Origin of the sequence: Amedibacterium intestinale (genome assembly GCF_010537335.1) — a bacterium.
GTDB classification, from domain to species: domain Bacteria; phylum Bacillota_I; class Bacilli_A; order Erysipelotrichales; family Erysipelotrichaceae; genus Amedibacterium; species Amedibacterium intestinale.
In genome coordinates this window covers 1,125,204-1,143,040 of record NZ_AP019711.1, presented here as the reverse complement: position 1 = coordinate 1,143,040, position 17,837 = coordinate 1,125,204, and the positions used below count along the sequence as shown (strand labels likewise).

Here is a 17,837-nt window from a genome sequence, read left to right as displayed (position 1 = left end):
GTGGTTTATGAGTAATAAAAAGTGGATATGGCTTCCATATGCAATTGGATGCCTAGCATTAGTGATTGGAACATTTTACGATTATACAATTACGGATTTTCTATATAAGAAGATGCCTTATTTCGGAATATTTTTTGAAAAGATCGCATTATTTCCGCTGATTGTCATGGTATCTTTTTCCTTTGCGATATTTGCACGTTTTTATCGAAATAAATTATGGGAAATAGTTAGTTTTATCACATGTATCTATGCTTTATGGGATTTAAAAAAATATTGGATATCTTATGATAACCTGTTTATTTGGAGTGGTGTTGCTGTATTGGCTATTGTCTTATGGTTTTTGCTACATATACTAACAAAACAGCTTTCCTATGATTTTATAAAGCGTCGCATACACTGGTTTCAGTTTTATGTGTGTGTTTTGTTAAGTGCGATGCTTCTTACAACAGTTATAAAAATGGTTTGGGGAAGAATTCGCTATCGGCAATTGGAACATGCTTTGCAGTTTGTACCATGGTACCAGATTCGTTTGTTTAGCGGAAATGTTTCTTTTCCCAGTGGACATACAACCGCATTCTCTGCTATCTTATGTTTTCTGGAATGGAAGGAAAATCCCTATGAGAAAGTGCCAAAATGGAAATTCTTTCTTATTTGGGGATTGTTATTGGCAATGCCGATATCAAGAATGATACAGGGAGCTCATTATTTAAGTGATACAGCAGTTGGATTTATGATAACGTATACGATGTATTTAGTATATCGTTACTGGTTTCGAAAGAGAGGGTATTTATGAAAGCTAGAGAATTTGCATGGGAGGCATTATGTGCAATCTGTTTAGAAAATACATACAGCAATTTATATTTACGTAAACATTTGGATAGTGTAGAGGAAGCAGACCGCTCACTTGCGACAATGATCATTTATGGAACACTTCAAAATGCACGCTTATGTCGATATGAGTGGAGTGATTTTGTTAAGCGTAAACCAGATGATAAAATTGCATTATTGCTGGATATGAGCGTATATCAGCTTTTGTTTATGGAAAAAATACCATCTTATGCGATTATCAATGATGCAGTAGAGCTGGCAAAGAAAAAAAGTCATGCAAAAGTTGGAAATATGGTAAATGCGATATTACGTAATGTGATGAAGCAGGGAAAAAAGGAAATTAGTGGTAATTTTGTGGAGAAACTGGCACTTGAAACTTCCCATCCAGAGTGGATCGTACAAATGTGGAAAGCACAGTATGGAGAAGAAATCTGTAAAAATATATGCTTCAGCAATATGGAAACCAAACCGCAAAGTGCACGAGTGAATACCTTAAAAACAACGAAAGAAGAAGTTTTAAAAGATCCTATGTTTGAAGAAGGAAAACTGGCGAAATATGCAGTTGTTTATAAAGGAACATCCATTGCTTCTACAACCTGGTATAAGGAAGGAAAACTGGCTATTCAAGATGAAGCAAGCCAGCTTGTGGCAGAAGTCCTAGATCCAAAACCTAAGGAAAGTATTTTAGATGTATGTGCAGCTCCAGGCACAAAATCTATGCATATTGCACAGTTAATGGAAAACAAAGGAGAACTAATCTGTGGAGATATTCATGAACATCGTGTAAAACTTATGGAAGAAAGTGCGCAGCGTCTAGGAGTAAAGATTGTAAACGCAAAATGCATGGATGCGACCGTATTAGATGGAGTGAAAGAAGATTTTGATCGTGTTTTATGTGATGTTCCATGTAGTGGATATGGTGTATTATCAAGAAAAAGTGATATTAAATATCATATGAAAAGTGAAGATATGGATACTTTGCTTCCTTTGCAGCAAAGTATTCTTCAATGTGCATCTGCAAAAGTAAAACAAGGTGGTATTTTGGTTTATTCAACATGTACATTAAATAAAAAAGAAAATGAAAAACAAGTAGCGAAATTTTTAAAGGAACATGAGGATTTTATACTGTTAGAAGAAAGAACGATTTTCCCATTTGAATACAACAGCGATGGATTTTATATGGCAAAAATGCAAAGAAAAGGTTAAGAGGGCAACCTCTTTTCTTTTTATTTAAGAAAGTCTTAAAAGAATTTCCTTAGGAATAATGTATAATATCCAAAATGGAGGAAATATATGAAAAAAAGAACATGGATAATAGTGTTGGCTGTAGTTATGGTTATCGTTACAGGTGTTTGGCTTTGGTGGGGAAACAGTGCATTGCAGATGCATCATATAAACATTGCCAATAAAAAGATACCCACTTCTTTTCAAGGGTATCGTATTGTACATTTATCTGATTTGCATAATGCACAGTTTGGAGATGATAATGAAAAACTGCTAAGCATGATCAATAAAGAAAACCCAGACATGATTGCGATTAGCGGAGATTTAATTGATTCTAGAAAAACAAATGTATCGATCGCATTGGATTTTTTGGAAAAAGCACAAAAGATTGCTCCATGTTATTATGTAAACGGCAATCATGAAGCTGCAAGTTCTGAATATGAATCGTTAAAGAAGAAAATGAAAGCGCTCGGTATCACTGTTTTGGAAGATGAAAAAACCATACTGAAAAAAGGTAAAGAAAGTATAACATTGATGGGGTTACAAGATCCTGCTTTTACATCGGATTATCTTTTTACTGATACAAAAGAAACAGCACTTGAAAATTTGATGTCTGATAAAAAGAGTGAAGATTATACGATTCTGTTATCTCATCGACCGGAATTATTTTTAAAATATGCAGATGCACAGGTAGATTTAGTGTTAAGTGGTCATGCGCATGGCGGACAAATTCGTCTTCCTTTTCTTGGAGGAATTGTAGCACCAAATCAAGGTTTATTCCCAAAATATGATGGTGGTGTATATACGCACGAAAAGACTACCATGATTGTAAGCAGAGGACTTGGAAACAGTATCCTTCCATTGCGTATCAATAATCGACCAGAAATCATTGTGATAGATTTGCAAACTAAGTAATATTGATAGCCTTCCATACGTATTTAAGAGTTCAAATTCCACTTCTTTCGTTAAGATGGTCTATATAATTAATTTTATCATAGAAAGATGAATAAAATAATACTATAAATTTTGGGAATTTCGGATATGATAGAATTAATAAAAACGATTTATAAGTATCTAAGATAATGTCTTACTTTCTTTGAATGTTCTGTAAGGTGTCACCTTTCTATAGGTAATACAAATAAGTATGTAGAAATTTTGGATGAACTATTTATGTCCACACAACTTTAAGTGTGGGGAAATGGAGGAAAAGATGAAAAAATCAGAAACAGAGACACCTCAAAATAATAATAAGCCTTTGTTTGAGGAAGAAGAACGAGAGAAACTAATTAAAGAAAATTTAACTGAAGAAGAAGTAGAAAATTTAGAAAAAGAAGGATTTAGCCGAGACCAAATTGCATATGTGGCCAAAGAAAAAGCATCAGGTGAAAAATTTGGAAAAATTCTTGACATCCTTACATATCTCTTACCTTGGATAACGCCTATTGATTAAATCATTATGTTTGCATTACTATTAGAAAAATATTGTAACAAGCCATGTAAAAGGAAAAAGGAGTGCGTTTGAAGCGAACACTCCTTTTTTGTGGATTTAATTTCTTTTGATAAAAGGTAATCAAAATTATTGTATAATTTTATATACCTAAAGGAAGTAATTTTCAGATTAGATAGTATTGTGATTCTCAAAGAAAATTTAATTTCCCTTATTTGTCAAGTTAAGAAAAGATATACGATAAATATCGTGAATATAGTCATAATAATTATAAAATATGTTATAAAACAACCTTATAATAATATTATTCGAATATAAAGGTCAACATAAAATATTCATCATTTTTATCTGCTTTTATATTCTCTGTGTTTTGAAAATCGTTCAAATACGCTTTTCTTTCTGAAGTATCATCAACATGAAATCTGCGATAGGCAACAACCGGAAATTCTTTATCTTTTTCAATTGTATATTTTTGAACGACATCTGTATCAGCTGTATATCCTTCTTCCCATAAAGGTTTCAGTGGATCTTTTTGCTGGGAAATCATACTATTTCCTCTTTTTACACAGATTTTAAAATCAGATAAATGTTCACTTACTACAATCCAAGCATCACCCGTATTATCTAATGGAATATTTCCTTTATCTATCTTTTCCCAATGCTTATCTGTGTATTTATATAAGTTGAACGTAAGGGATCGAATATCCTCTTTGAATTTGGCATCATAGGCAAGTAGATTATCACCAGATGCATTAAGATAAAATGATTCTTTTTCAGTAAGTTTTGCAGGCTCCATAATGGATACTGATACTTCCTCTGTATTTACTTTTGTTATGTTTTGTGATTTTGCTTTGCACCCAAATAATAAACCTGTCACCAGAAACAATGTCATAACTTTACCTAACTTAGCTTTCATATGTTCTTCACCTCCAAAAGTAAGCTGCTTTATCTAACTTCATTATAACAAAGAAAGTATTTTTTGGAAACGCTTTCTCTTTGCTTTAAGGAATATAATTGGACTTCTTGTATCAATATATGTATTAGCATAATCTATGTTCAAATATACGAATAATTTTAATCATTAAAATTTATCTGAATTAGAAATATTCTCACTTTAAGAATAAATTCCTGTATAATGAAATTAGCAGATTGTTAAATGACAAGAGGTGAGAGTATGCCGTATATATTTTTACATGGATTAGGACAGGATCTATTATGCTGGAATGATGTGTTAAAATTTTTGAAAATATCGGAGATAGAAAATATGCATTGCCCATCTCTATGTTCTTTCTTAAAAAAGGATGCTGATTATGAATCCTTATATTCTGCATTTGTATCCTATTGTGAACAGTTTCAAGAACCGCTTCATTTATGTGGATTATCATTAGGAGGTATTCTTGCGCTGCATTATGCGACTGCAAATCCTGATAAGGTAGCATCTTTGGTGTTAATTGGAACACAGTATAAAATGCCAAAGAAATTGTTGAAGGTTCAAAATACTGTCTTTCATATATTGCCAAATTCCCTTTTTCAAAAACAGGGAATCTCAAAACAAGATATGATATCTCTTACCAAATCTATGATGGATTTGGACTTTACAACCTGTTTAAAAAAGATTGTTTGTCCTACTCTTGTTGTATGTGGAGAAAAAGATAAGGCGAATAGGAATGCATCTATACAGTTAAAAACATTACTGTTAAATGCAAATCTTGTTTTTATAAAACATGCGGGACATGAAGTGAATATTGATGCACCAGAAGCTTTAGCGACTGTATTATCTTCATTTTATGATGAAAAAGATATAAAATATAGATAAAGTAAGCAATTTTGGGTTGATGCAACCTGTATTTGACAAAAAGCAAACATAAATTGGTAGTGAAATACAGTAAAAATGCTAATCTGTAAGCAGGAGGTGGCAACATGGAATTTAATGAAAAACTGCAGGAGTTAAGAAAAGAAAAAGGAATGTCGCAGGAAGCTTTGGCATATGAACTTGGTGTAAGTCGACAGGCAGTGAGCAAGTGGGAAACTGCACAGGGATATCCGGAAATGGATAAGCTTATTCAAATAGGAAAGTTATTTCATGTATCTATGGATTATTTGTTGAACAATGAGAATGTAGTGCAGAATACAGAAAGTGAAAATGAAGGAAATGCCTCTTATGTATATACAATGGAAATGATAGAGTCTACGCTTCGCTGGAAAAAGCGGTTCGCATTTTTCATTGCCTTTGGTGTGGCATTCATTGTAGGAGCGTTAAGCTTTCCTATTTTGATGAGAAACTCAGATATGGGTGGTGCAGTCTTTTTGTTGGCAGTGGCAATTAGTGTAGCAATCTTTATCGCATCTGGTTTGATGGATCATCACTTATGTGAACATTTGGATGAGCGTATCTATGTAAAACAATCAGATATCGATCAGCTGCATGAACAATATCGCCGCTTTCGAATGAAGTTTACTCTTATGATTACTTTAGGTGTATTTTTATGCATCATAGGATTGTGTGTGGTAGTTTTGATGGATGCTTTATATACACAATATAGTGATAAAAATGGAGTCTGGTTTGTGCTTTTTGTAGCGGTTGCCTTATTGCTTATCATACCAGCTGGTATAATAGATAGTTCTTATCAGCGTTTTGTTTATTTTGATAAACATAATAAAAATAAGGAAAAAGAACAAAAGAAAATAAAAGAGGCGGAAGAAGGAAAGACAGCAAAATATGATTTTCTATGGGGGATTACGATGCCTTTAACAGCTTTCTTCTTTATTTGGCAGGGATTAGAATATGATAATTGGAAGATTATGTGGATCGTATTTCCTGTCATGGCAATCGTAACAACAGGATTTATAAATATATTAAATTTATTAGATAAAAATAAACAGGATAAATAAAGGATGAAAAGTATCTGCGCATGAGAGTGTGGGTGCTTTTTTTCATATATCCTTTATTTGTTTTAAAGAAAGAACACCACCTTGACATGCGATGTTCCTATTTGTATGATGAAAGAAAAGGAGCGAAAGTTCTATATGAAGGAAAGTAGATTGTTTAAAATTATGTATTATTTACTTGAAAAAGGGAAATCAACTGCTCCAGAGTTAGCTGAGAGATTTGAGGTATCTGTGAGAACTATATATAGAGATATTGACGTTATTAGCAGTGCAGGAGTACCTATTTATGTAACTACAGGTCGTAATGGAGGAATCCAAATTGCTGAAGATTATGTCATAGACCGTTTGTTTTTATCTGATGAAGAAAAAGACGAAATCTTGACAGCATTAAAAAGTGTAGCAATTGCAGAAAATAGAGAAAATGATATTATTTCAAAACTATCCTCTATCTTTCGTGTTCAAAAAGATCATTGGCTTGAAGTTGATTTTTCACGCTGGGGAAGTAAATCATTAGATTCCCATGTATTTGAAACATTAAAAAAAGGAATCCTTACGAATACAATGCTTTGTATTACGTATGCAAATACACGAGGAGAAATTAAGGATAGAGTGATATGTCCAATAAAATTAACATACAAAGCAAAAAGCTGGTATGTAAAAGCATATTGCTTATCTAAAAAAGATTTTCGTATGTTTAAACTGACACGTATCATAAATCTGTATGAAGTAAACAGACACTTTCATCCTTTGCGATTTCCATCAGAAAATAATGAAAAAGAGCAGCAAATACAACTTCAGCAGATTGTTTTACGTTTTCCGCAAATGATGGCTTATCGCGTTTATGATGAATTTGATGTAGAAGAAATAAGGAAAGATGAAAATGATGATTTTATCGTTTCTACAAAGTTGCCTGTTGATGATTGGCTGCTTGGTTATCTTCTTTCATTTGGTTCAAATGTTCAAATTTTGGAACCAGAATATTTAAAAAATGCTGTATGGAAAGAAGCAAAGAAAATAGGGGAATATCATAAACCATGACATAGGGTGTCAAGGTTGCTCTGGTATAATGAAAACAGAATAAGGAGGGAAGTGTTTATGACAGAAAAATTTATGAATCTAACAATGGACACGATTGACAGGGAACATGTATGTTGTGCTATTTCTGATAAAAAACATCAGGCGGGTGTATTAGAAAAAAAGAAATGGTTAAAGGAAAGATTCACTGAAGGTCATGTCTTTCGAAAATTGGATGTGCAGGGAAAAGTATTTATTGAATATGCACCACTAGAAACAGCTTGGGTTCCTATTCAGGGGAATAATTATATGTATATTTATTGCCTTTGGGTAGCTGGTTCTTTTAAGGGAAAAGGTTATGCAAACGAACTTCTTAAATATTGTATCTGGGATGCGAAAGAAAAGGGGAAAGCAGGTGTTTGTGTTCTTAGTTCAAAAAAGAAAAAACCATTTTTATCAGATAAGAAATTTTTTCTAAACTATGGCTTTGAAGTTGTTGATACAGTGAAACAAGAATATGAATTGCTGGCTTTGTCTTTTGATGGAAACAAGCCTTATTTTACAGAATGTGCAAAACAACTGCGTATCAAAGAAAATGAATTAACCATTTATTATGATTTTCAATGTCCGTATATTTTAAATAGTATTGTACAAGTAAAGGAGTATTGTAATGAGCATAATATCCCACTTCATCTAATTGTGGTGGATACATTAGAAAAAGCGAAAAATCTTCCTTGTGTCTTTAATAATTGGGCAGTTTTTTATAAAGGTGAATTTGAGACACATCATCTTTTAAATGCAGTTTTTTTAAAAAAGAAATTTTTATTGTAGAGGATATATACATATGCATTATGTAAAAGTTAAGGGGATTTTATCTTCATCAAATGGAATGAATCTGTATCGTGGTTGTTCTCATGGCTGTATTTATTGCGATGCCAGAAGTAAATGTTATCATATGGAACATGATTTTGAAGATATAGAAGTGAAAGAAAATGCCATTGTATTATTAGAAAACACATTAAGAAGAAAGCGTAAAAAATGTATGTTAGGAATGGGGGCAATGAGTGATCCTTATATTCCTCTTGAAACAAAGATCAGAAATGTTCGAAAAGCTTTGTCTTTAGCAAATCAATATGGATATGGGATGAGCTTACTTACAAAGTCGAATCGAATCTTACAAGATTTAGATTTGTTAAAGGCAATTAATGAACAGACAAAGTGTGTTGTGCAAATGACATTGACAACGTATGATGAGGATTTGTGTAAGAAAATTGAACCAAATGTTAGTACGACAAAAGAAAGAGTCGAAGTTTTAAAAAGATTACATGAAGAAGGAATACCTACTGTTGTATGGCTTTGTCCAATTCTTCCTTTTATTAATGATACAGAGGAAAATATAAAAGGGATTCTTCAGTATTGTATAGAAGCAAAGGTGTATGGAATTGTTTGCTTTGGTATGGGGTTAACACTTCGAGAAGGAAACAGAGAATATTTTTATGAGCAATTGGATAAATTGTTTCCACACATGAAAGAAAAATATATAAAAACATATGGGATGCAGTATGAAATTGATAGTCCAAATAGTTTGCATTTAATGAAATTATTTCATCAGTTATGCGAGGAAAATGGAATTATCCATAACAATAAAAAAATCTTTGAATATGTAACTACATTTGAAATGAAACAAAACCATGTACAGTTAAGTTTATTTCATGAAAAATAGAAGTATTTGTATATGGGAGAAACCTTGATACTTGAGGAAATATCAGATGTAGAAGAATTGATGAATTTAGTTGAAAAGTCACAATAAGATTTTTTTGGAAAAACTAACTTTTTTGTATATGAAGAAAACCAAATACACATCATGAATAAATGGAGGTTTTCAATATTATTATAATGTTATAAGTGTTCTTTGTTGTTTTAAAGGATGAAGAAGAGTATACTTAGCGTAAGAGGTGAAAAGTATGCTGAAAAAAGAAATATTAGAAAAGGTTTTGGAAATCGCTTTATCTACTGGTGGAGATTTTGCGGAAATCTTTGAAGAAAAGAAATATAAAAATGGTATTTCTATGTTGAATGGAATCGTAGAAAATGTAAATAGCGGAGTAGTTCGTGGAATTGGACTTCGTATCTATCATGGATTTGAATCTGTTTACGCATATACAAATGATTTAACAGAAGAAAATTTAGTGGAATTTGCGAAAAAACTATCTATGGCAGTGGAAGGAAATCCTGTACAAAAACAGGTAACATTAGAAGAAGTTGTATATGAAAATCAGCATCCAGTTAAAATTTATCCAAAAGAGTATCCAATGGATAAAAAAGTGGAATTGTTGAAACGTGCCAATGATGCGGCCAAAGCATATGATGAACATATCAGTAAAGTAATGGCTAGTTTAATTGATGAAGAGCAGCATGTGGCAATTGCGAATAGTGATGGAAAATATATTCAGGATACACGTATTCATACAAGAATGGCAGTGAATGCGATTGCATCTGATGGAGACTTATTAGAAACGGGAACATGCTCTCCAGGTGCCAGCAAAGGAATGGAGTTTTATGAGGAAGCGATTCCAGAAGAAACAGGAAAAGAAGCAGCACGTATTGCCATGGCAATGCTTTATGCAGATGATTGTCCAAGTGGAACGATGCCGGTTATCATGGACAATGGTTTTGGTGGTGTTATTTTCCATGAGGCATGCGGGCATTCTTTGGAAGCCAGTGCAGTTTCAAAAGGACAGTCTGTGTTTAGCAGCAAGCTAAATCAAAAAATAGCCAGTGACTGTGTAACAGCGATTGATGATGGGACGATTCCAAATGCCTGGGGTTCCAGCAATATTGATGATGAAGGAAATTTCCAGAAAAGAAGAGTTCTTATCGAAAATGGAATTTTAAAAAGCTATCTGGTAGATACGTTAAATGGAAAACGTATGGGAATGGAATCTACTTCTAGTTCTCGTAGAGAATCTTATAAATATGAAACTACTTCTCGTATGACGAATACGTTTATTGCCCCTGGAAAAGATACTTTGGAAGATATGATCAAAAAGACATCTTATGGACTTTATGCGAAACGTATGGGTGGAGGTAGTGTTGATCCTAGTACCGGTGATTTTAACTTTGCGGTTAATGAAGGATATTTAATCGTTGATGGAAAAATTACAAAGCCTGTAAAAGGTGCTACTTTAATTGGAAATGGTGCAGATGTATTGATGAAAATTGATATGGTAGGAAGTGATCTTCTTCGTGCACAGGGAATGTGCGGGGCAAGCAGTGGATCGATTCCTACCGATGTTGGACAGCCTCCTTTACGTGTGCAGGATATGATTGTAGGTGGAAAGGAAGGAGGAAGTGCAAATGAATAAACAGGCTTGGATGGAAGCAGCGAAAAAAGCTGGATTAGAAGAATTTGAAATTTATGAACAAAGACATACGTCAACATCAATTGAAGTGTACGAACAAAAAGTTGATTCTTATACGATATCAGATTGTGATGGAATCGCAATGCGCGGCGTATATAATGGAAAAATGGGAAACTGTTTTTTAGAAGAAGTGAGAGAGGAAGAAATGGAAAGCGTACTGGAAATGATCAAGCGCAATGCGCAAACGATTTCCAGTGAAGATAAAGTGGAAATTATGATGCCTGCTTCTTCTTATCCAACAGTAAAACGTAAAGAAAATACGCTTTTAACAATGGAAAATACGAAAAAAATCGATTTGTTGAAACAGATGGAAAAAACACTTCTTTCTATGGATGCGCGTATTTCACAGGTCATGGGAACTTCCTATGCAGAAATTGATGTTACAAGAAGTATCTGTAATACCAAAGGTATGATACTTGATGATCATGACAGTGTCAGTGTTATAAGCATGCAGGTATTGGCAAAAGATGGAGAAGATGCGAAAAGTGAGTATGACTGGTGCACACTATCTTCTTTAGAAGATGTGGATGTAGAAGCCTTCTGTCAAAACTTATGTGATAAAGTTATATCCAAACTTCATGCGGATACGGTTGAAAGTGGTATGTATCCAGTGTTGATGGAAAAGGAAGCCATGTCTAGTTTGTTTACGGCTTTAAGTGGCTTGTTTGATGGAGAAGATGCATTTAAAGGTATCTCTTTATTAAAAGATAAACAGGATACAAAAATATTTGATGATAAAATAACGATCATTGATGACCCTTTGATGGAAAATGGTTATAATAGCGCACCATTTGATGATGAAGGTGTTGCCTGCTTTAAGAAAACGGTTGTAGAAAATGGAGTTTTAAAAACGTATCTTCATAACAGTAAATCTGCTATGATGATGCATACAGCTTCAACTGGGAATGGTTTTAAAGGAGGATATAGCTCTGCTGTAGGTATTTCGCCAACCAATTTCTATATTCAAAATGGGAAACATAGTTATGAAGCCATGATTGCTTCTATGGATAAGGGAATTATCGTAACTTCTATTACTGGGCTGCATGCAGGGTTAAATCCAATTTCTACAGAATTTTCTTTACAGTCCAGCGGTTATTATGTAGAACATGGAAAAATTGTAAAACCGATCAATTTATTTACCATAGCAGGAAATTTCATGGATATGATGAATCATATTTCTATGGTGGGAAATGATTGCAAGATGAATTTATCTGGAATTGGAACTCCAAGTATTTTGTTTGCGAATATAGCCGTAAGTGGAAAATAAGTATTTGTACAGACTTTTATAAGGTTTATGTTATAGAAGTCTGTACTCTTTTTGTATTTGTGAAATCCAGTGATGAACAAAAGATTTTTTATGGTAAAATAATACATGGTGATAAAATGAAAAGTTTATATGATTTTAATTATGAGCAGATGTGTGATATGGCACTAGAACAGGGATGGAAGAAATTTCGTGGACATCAGATTTTTCAGTGGCTGTATCGCAAACGCGTTTCGACTATAGATGAGATGAGTGATTTATCGAAAGATACTCGTGAAATATTAAAACAAAACTATTCTCTTGCTTCTTTGGAATTAAGAGATAAACAAGTTTCCAGTGATGGAACCTGCAAGTATTTGTTTGCCTTGGAAGATGGTTCTTTGATTGAAAGTGTATTGATGCAGTTTGACTATGGAAAAAGCATTTGTGTTACATCACAGGTAGGATGTAATATGGGGTGTGCTTTTTGTGCGAGTGGTTTAACAAAGAAAAAAAGAAATCTGACAAGTGGAGAAATGGTAGCACAGGTATTGTATGTGCAGCAGGATTTGGATAAAACCCAAGATCGTTTAAGCCACATTGTTGTTATGGGAACAGGAGAGCCTTTTGACAACTATGAAAATGTGATGAATTTTTTAAGTACGGTAAATCATGATCGTGGTTTAGGGATCGGAGCTCGTCATATTACGATTTCAACATGTGGTGTTGTACCTCGTATCTATGAGTTCGCAAAAGAACATACCCAATACAATCTGGCGATTTCTTTGCATGCGCCAAACAATGAACTGCGTGATCAGCTGATGCCGGTTAATCATGCATATCCTTTAGAAAAACTAATGGAGGCAATTCGTTATTATGCTTCTGAAAACAATCGTCGTTTAACTTTTGAATATATTTTATTGAAGGGTGTAAACGATAAACCTGAACATGTAAAACAATTGGCAAAATTATTAAAAGGATTAAATGCCTATGTGAATCTAATTCCGTATAATTCTGTTGATGAACATGGATTTAAAGGAGTGGATCATGCCAGTGCGATGGTATTTTATGATGCCTTGATGAAACAGGGAATTCGCTGTACGATTCGTAAAGAACATGGTGCCGATATTGATGCGGCTTGTGGACAGCTGCGTATCAAACATTTACGCAAAGAAGAGGAAGGAAGGTAATGCTTGTGCATGGTTTTGGAAAAACGCATACGGGGCTTCGCAGAAAAAATAACCAGGATAGCTTTGCCGTAGTGGAAAACGGTGCGCATGCATTGATGGGAATTGTTTGTGATGGTATTGGCGGAGGAAATGGCGGCGATGTTGCTAGCAAGATGGCTGTTCGTCATATGCAGGATAGTTTTAAAGCGTTTGATATTTCGAAAAAAACAGATGTGGAAATCAAGCAGTGGCTGTTAAATACGATCAAAGAAGCAAATGATTTGGTATATACAGAGGCTTCTTCAAACCCAAAATTACATGGGATGGGAACAACTATGGTAGGGGTTATTCAATGTGAGGATGCTGCCTATATTTTTAATGCGGGAGATTCGCGTACGTATGGTTTGTATGAGGATGATTTTATCTGCTTGACAGAAGATCATTCCTATGTGGCTGATTTGTTGAAAAAAGGAGAAGTCAGTGAAGAGGAAGCTAGAAACCATCCCAATCGCAATGTTTTAACAAATGCTGTTGGTGTTTGGGATAACATTCGTATTGATGTAAATAAAATTAATAAAGATTATCGCTGTCTTTTGATTTGCAGTGATGGTTTGCATGGGTATGTAAGTGAAACGATGATTCGCCGTATTTTAGAAAGTGATTTTTCATTGGAAAAGAAAGTGGATCTTCTTATTCAGGCTGCTTTAGATGCAGGTGGTTTTGATAATGTCAGTGTCATTCTTATTGAGAAGGAGGATGCGGCATGAAGAAGATGATTTCTGATCGCTATATGCTGATGTCTTCTTTAGGAGAAGGAGGCATGGCAGATGTATATCTTGCTTTAGATACGATTTTAAATCGTGAAGTTGCGGTAAAAATTCTTCGCGGCGAGTTGGGGAAAGACCCAGTTGCATTACTTCGCTTTCAAAGAGAAGCCAGTGCAGTTAGTAAATTGCATCATCCAAATGTTGTAGATGTATATGATGTTGGAGAATATGAAGGAAGACATTATATCGTCATGGAATATGTTCGAGGAAGAACTTTGAAGCAGATGATTTCTCAGCGTGGTGCATTAAGTCAAAAAGAAGCTGTATCCATTATGAAACAGCTGGTAAGTGCGGTGCAGCACGCACATGAACATAATATTATTCATCGTGATATCAAGCCGCAAAATGTTTTGGTAACAGATGATGGCACTGTGAAGATTACCGATTTTGGAATTGCTTTAGCACATGATGTTGTACAGCTGACAAGAGATGATGCAGTTTTAGGAAGTGCTCACTATTTGGCGCCAGAAACAACAAAGGGAGAAACGATCAATCATCAAGTCGATATTTATGCACTTGGAATTGTGTTTTATGAGTTGTTAAGAGGAAGTGTTCCTTTTAAAGGAGATAGTCCTGTACAAATAGCAATGAAACATTTAAGAGAAGAAATTCCAAGTATTCGTGAATTTAATCCTACAGTATATCAGTCTGTTGAAAATATTATTATAAAAGCAACGGTTAAAAATCGCATGAATCGTTATCAAAGCGCAAAGGAAATGTTATATGATTTGGAACATTGTATGGATGAGATGAATAAAAATGTCGAAAAATTGACATTTCCGGTTGATGATGATCCAACTATTGATATAAGAAATAAGAAAGTAAATAAAGAAGTCAACAAAGGAAAAAAAGAAAACGCTAGTGTAAAAGGAACAAAAAAGAAAAAAAGAAAACCAATGGGTATAATTGTTATGGTTTTGCTTATCGTTCTTATTAGCTTTCTTTTGTTTGTTACAGCTTTTGGAAGTAATAAAATTGTTCAGCTTCCTGATGTAAGAAATCAAACGATAGAAGCAGCAAAACAGGAATTGATAGAGCTTGGTTTTTCAGAAAACAATATTAAAATAGAAGAAGCATATACAGATGATATAGAAAAAGGTATCGTATATGAAATGGAACCATCAGGTGAAAAAAGAGTACAGACAAAAGATGGAATTACGTTGAAAGTTTCAAAAGGAATGTATTATACGCTGGAAGATTATACGTATCAGAATTTTGAGGAAGTAAAACAGATGCTGGAAGAAAAAGTTCCTTATCTGCATGTATCTGTTGAGTATAAGCAGACGACACAGCAAAAAGCGGGCTATATTATAGAACAAAGTGGTATTTCTGTCGGAGAAAAATTAGATCCGGATAAAGTATATGAATTAAAATTTGTGGTAACACAAAGCGTATCTTTTAAAATTGAAGGGTTTGTTGGAAAACGTGTGGAAGAGGTCAAGGCAATGCTGGAAGAGAAGGGAATTAGCCCTGTTTTACATGCAATGCCACTGCCGGAAGGGGAAACTGCTGAAAGTGGTGTTGTAGTGAAGGTTGATCCACAGGAAGGCTCATGGTACACACAGGAAGGAGATAACGTTATTACGTTATACTATTATGAAGAAGGCTAGAATCATTAAAATTGTTTCCAGTCGTTATGAAGTGCTGGATGAAATGGGAAATCGTTTGTTATGTGTTGCGATGGGAAAACTTCGCAAAAGCAAATCTCCTGTTGTAGGAGATTTGGTTATGATTGAAGAATTTGAGAATCAGATTGGTATTCAGAAAATTCTGCCTAGAAAAAATGAATTGGTTCGTCCCTCTATCGCAAATGTAGATCAGGCAATCATTGTAATGTCTTGTAAAAATCCTGATTTTTCTACTGTACTGGTAGATCGTCTGATCTTTCAAGTAGTTTATGCACAGATTCATCCTGTTCTTTGTTTTACGAAGATGGATTTGATTGAAGAAGATGATATCATTCATCAGAAAATTAAAGAGTATAAAGAAAGTGGATATGAAGTCTATGTAAGTGGAAAAGGATATGCATGTGATGAACTAATACAGGCATTAAAAGGAAAAATTAGTGTATTGACTGGACAAAGCGGTGCAGGAAAAAGCTCTTTGTTGAATCGTATCGATCCAAGTTTTCATTTACAGACGCAGGAAATCAGTAAAGCGTTAGGTAGAGGGAAGCATACGACAAGACATTGTGAGCTTCATGAAATTGCTGGTGGCTGGGTTGCAGATACACCAGGATTTTCTTCCATGGATTTTACAAATATGGATGCTTTAACATTGGCAGAAAGAATTCCTGATTTTCAAGACTATTTACATGAATGTCGTTTTAATGACTGTATCCATGTGAAAGAACCAGATTGTGCGATACGAAATGCATGTGAGCAGGGAAGTATTAAGAAAGAACGCTATGAACATTATGTAGAAATCGTAGAAATGATAAAAAATGCGAAGGTAAAATATTAGGAGAAAGAGTATGAAGAAAAAATGTATTATTGCGCCATCTATCTTATCTCTGGATTTTTCCAGAACAAGTGAACAATTAAAAGAAGTGAACGAAAGCAAAGCAGAATGGCTTCATTTTGATGTGATGGATGGACATTTTGTGCCAAATCTAACATTTGGGCCAGATATTTTAAAAGGTGTAAAAAAAGCAGTAGATAAGGTGATGGATGTGCATATCATGGTAAGTGATCCAAAAACCTATGCGGATATCTTTATAGATGCCGGTGCGGATGTTTTAACATTCCATGTAGAAGCGTTGGAAAATATGGAAGAAGTTATAAAGCTTTGTAAACATATACGTGAAAGAGGTGTAAAGGCAGGTGTTTCTCTTCGTCCAAAAACATCTGTAGAAACTTTGCTTCCTTATCTGGAATATATGGATGTTGTATTGGTCATGAGTGTTGAACCTGGTTTTGGCGGGCAGTCTTTCATGGAAGATCAGCTGGAAAAAGTACGTGTTTTACGTAAAGAAATTGATGAACGTGATTTAGATGTACGTTTGGAAATCGATGGAGGCATCAATGATAAAACCGCTGTTTTAGCAGTAGAAGCAGGTTGTGATACACTGGTTGCAGGAAGTTATGTTTTCAAAAATGATATTATGAAAGCTGTTGATTCTTTGTTATGTCTGAAGTAGTACTTATCTTGGGGATGGCAAAACATATTCCAGATTCTTTAAAATCAATGGATATGATCGGTGTTGATCATGGCGCCTTGTTATGTGTACAAAATCATGTAAAGATGGTAGGGGCTATTGGAGATTTTGACAGTGTCAGCAAGCAGGAATATGAATGGATATCTTCTGAAAGTGAAGTCGTAAGACTTCCAGAAAAGAAAAATGAAACAGATACGGAAGCCGCAATTTCCTATGCACTGGAAAAAGGATATAAAACCATTTATGTATATGGTGGTTTTGGGGGAAGAATGGATCATGAGATTGCAAATCTATCATTATTGATTCATCGAGATCTTCCTTTGATTCTTATGGATGATCAAAATCGTATACGTGTATTGCATCAAGGTACTTATAAAATTAAAAAAGAATATACCTATTTATCTTTTATTCCTTTAAAAGAAAGTGTCATTAGTGAGCAGGGGGTTGCTTATCCGCTTGAAAAAAGGAAACTTTATAAACGGGATATATATGCAATTTCTAATGAGATTGTAGAGGATTATGCAGAAATTATAATACATGAGGGAAGTGTATTAATGATAGAAGCAAAGGATTAGTCAGCTGAAAAGCTGACTTTTTAACAGTTTTATGAAAGAATT

Annotated in this window: 18 protein-coding genes; 17 read left to right on the top strand and 1 reads right to left on the bottom strand. The window is 34.1% G+C overall.

Annotated features, from left to right (window positions below; translation table 11 throughout):
* The first annotated feature begins 7 nt into the window (after positions 1 to 7).
* From A9CBEGH2_RS05925 to A9CBEGH2_RS05910, 4 genes are all read left to right on the top strand, one after another.
* Positions 8 to 793, top strand: a complete 786-nt coding sequence (locus A9CBEGH2_RS05925) for a phosphatase PAP2 family protein (RefSeq protein WP_115715321.1) — start codon at positions 8 to 10, stop codon at positions 791 to 793.
* Positions 790 to 2,034, top strand: a complete 1,245-nt coding sequence (gene rsmB / locus A9CBEGH2_RS05920) for a 16S rRNA (cytosine(967)-C(5))-methyltransferase RsmB (protein ID WP_115715320.1) — start codon at positions 790 to 792, stop codon at positions 2,032 to 2,034. Before A9CBEGH2_RS05925 ends, rsmB begins: the two co-directional genes overlap by 4 nt.
* Positions 2,035 to 2,121: 87 nt before the next feature.
* On the top strand, positions 2,122 to 2,967 hold the full coding sequence (locus A9CBEGH2_RS05915; RefSeq protein ID WP_115715319.1) for a metallophosphoesterase: 846 nt from the start codon (positions 2,122 to 2,124) through the stop codon (positions 2,965 to 2,967).
* 295 nt (positions 2,968 to 3,262) lie between these two features.
* Complete coding sequence (locus tag A9CBEGH2_RS05910) at positions 3,263 to 3,502, top strand: hypothetical protein (protein WP_232057320.1); 240 nt, start codon at positions 3,263 to 3,265, stop codon at positions 3,500 to 3,502.
* Positions 3,503 to 3,803: 301 nt separating this feature from the next.
* On the opposite strand, the gene A9CBEGH2_RS05905 is transcribed toward A9CBEGH2_RS05910, so the two are convergent.
* Positions 3,804 to 4,415, bottom strand: coding sequence for a hypothetical protein (locus A9CBEGH2_RS05905; RefSeq protein ID WP_115715317.1), 612 nt, complete (start codon positions 4,413 to 4,415; stop codon positions 3,804 to 3,806).
* Positions 4,416 to 4,673: 258 nt separating this feature from the next.
* Here A9CBEGH2_RS05905 and A9CBEGH2_RS05900 point away from each other — a divergent pair, with 258 nt between their 5' ends.
* The 13 genes from A9CBEGH2_RS05900 (at position 4,674) to A9CBEGH2_RS05840 (ending at position 17,795) form a co-directional block, all read left to right on the top strand.
* Entirely contained in the window at positions 4,674 to 5,315 is a 642-nt protein-coding gene (locus A9CBEGH2_RS05900) for an alpha/beta fold hydrolase (RefSeq protein ID WP_115715316.1), read from the top strand.
* A 104-nt stretch (positions 5,316 to 5,419) separates the two neighbouring features.
* Positions 5,420 to 6,391 carry a helix-turn-helix domain-containing protein gene (locus A9CBEGH2_RS05895; protein WP_115715315.1) on the top strand — a complete coding sequence of 324 codons (972 nt, stop codon included), beginning with the start codon at positions 5,420 to 5,422 and terminating at the stop codon, positions 6,389 to 6,391.
* Between the two features lie 135 nt (positions 6,392 to 6,526).
* Positions 6,527 to 7,426: a helix-turn-helix transcriptional regulator gene (locus tag A9CBEGH2_RS05890; protein ID WP_115715314.1), complete on the top strand. Its 900-nt coding sequence runs from the start codon at positions 6,527 to 6,529 to the stop codon at positions 7,424 to 7,426.
* Positions 7,427 to 7,483: 57 nt separating this feature from the next.
* Entirely contained in the window at positions 7,484 to 8,233 is a 750-nt protein-coding gene (locus A9CBEGH2_RS05885; protein ID WP_115715313.1) for an N-acetyltransferase, read from the top strand.
* Between the two features lie 13 nt (positions 8,234 to 8,246).
* Positions 8,247 to 9,125 carry an SPL family radical SAM protein gene (locus tag A9CBEGH2_RS05880; protein WP_115715312.1) on the top strand — a complete coding sequence of 293 codons (879 nt, stop codon included), beginning with the start codon at positions 8,247 to 8,249 and terminating at the stop codon, positions 9,123 to 9,125.
* Between the two features lie 241 nt (positions 9,126 to 9,366).
* Positions 9,367 to 10,767, top strand: a complete 1,401-nt coding sequence (locus tag A9CBEGH2_RS05875) for a TldD/PmbA family protein (protein ID WP_163104410.1) — start codon at positions 9,367 to 9,369, stop codon at positions 10,765 to 10,767.
* Positions 10,760 to 12,091, top strand: a complete 1,332-nt coding sequence (locus A9CBEGH2_RS05870; protein ID WP_115715310.1) for a TldD/PmbA family protein — start codon at positions 10,760 to 10,762, stop codon at positions 12,089 to 12,091. The genes A9CBEGH2_RS05875 and A9CBEGH2_RS05870 overlap by 8 nt, the downstream gene beginning before the upstream one ends.
* 116 nt (positions 12,092 to 12,207) lie before the next feature.
* The gene (gene rlmN / locus A9CBEGH2_RS05865) at positions 12,208 to 13,257 is read left to right on the top strand and encodes a dual-specificity RNA methyltransferase RlmN (protein ID WP_118277010.1); all 1,050 of its coding nucleotides are present in this window, start codon (positions 12,208 to 12,210) and stop codon (positions 13,255 to 13,257) included.
* The gene (locus tag A9CBEGH2_RS05860) at positions 13,257 to 14,003 is read left to right on the top strand and encodes a Stp1/IreP family PP2C-type Ser/Thr phosphatase (protein WP_115715309.1); all 747 of its coding nucleotides are present in this window, start codon (positions 13,257 to 13,259) and stop codon (positions 14,001 to 14,003) included. Before rlmN ends, A9CBEGH2_RS05860 begins: the two co-directional genes overlap by 1 nt.
* Positions 14,000 to 15,673, top strand: coding sequence for a Stk1 family PASTA domain-containing Ser/Thr kinase (gene pknB / locus A9CBEGH2_RS05855; RefSeq protein ID WP_115715308.1), 1,674 nt, complete (start codon positions 14,000 to 14,002; stop codon positions 15,671 to 15,673). Before A9CBEGH2_RS05860 ends, pknB begins: the two co-directional genes overlap by 4 nt.
* On the top strand, positions 15,660 to 16,526 hold the full coding sequence (gene rsgA / locus A9CBEGH2_RS05850; protein ID WP_163051658.1) for a ribosome small subunit-dependent GTPase A: 867 nt from the start codon (positions 15,660 to 15,662) through the stop codon (positions 16,524 to 16,526). Before pknB ends, rsgA begins: the two co-directional genes overlap by 14 nt.
* A 10-nt stretch (positions 16,527 to 16,536) precedes the next feature.
* Positions 16,537 to 17,202: a ribulose-phosphate 3-epimerase gene (gene rpe, locus A9CBEGH2_RS05845; RefSeq protein WP_115715306.1), complete on the top strand. Its 666-nt coding sequence runs from the start codon at positions 16,537 to 16,539 to the stop codon at positions 17,200 to 17,202.
* Positions 17,190 to 17,795 carry a thiamine diphosphokinase gene (locus tag A9CBEGH2_RS05840; RefSeq protein ID WP_118277011.1) on the top strand — a complete coding sequence of 202 codons (606 nt, stop codon included), beginning with the start codon at positions 17,190 to 17,192 and terminating at the stop codon, positions 17,793 to 17,795. The genes rpe and A9CBEGH2_RS05840 overlap by 13 nt, the downstream gene beginning before the upstream one ends.
* Positions 17,796 to 17,837 lie beyond the last annotated feature (42 nt).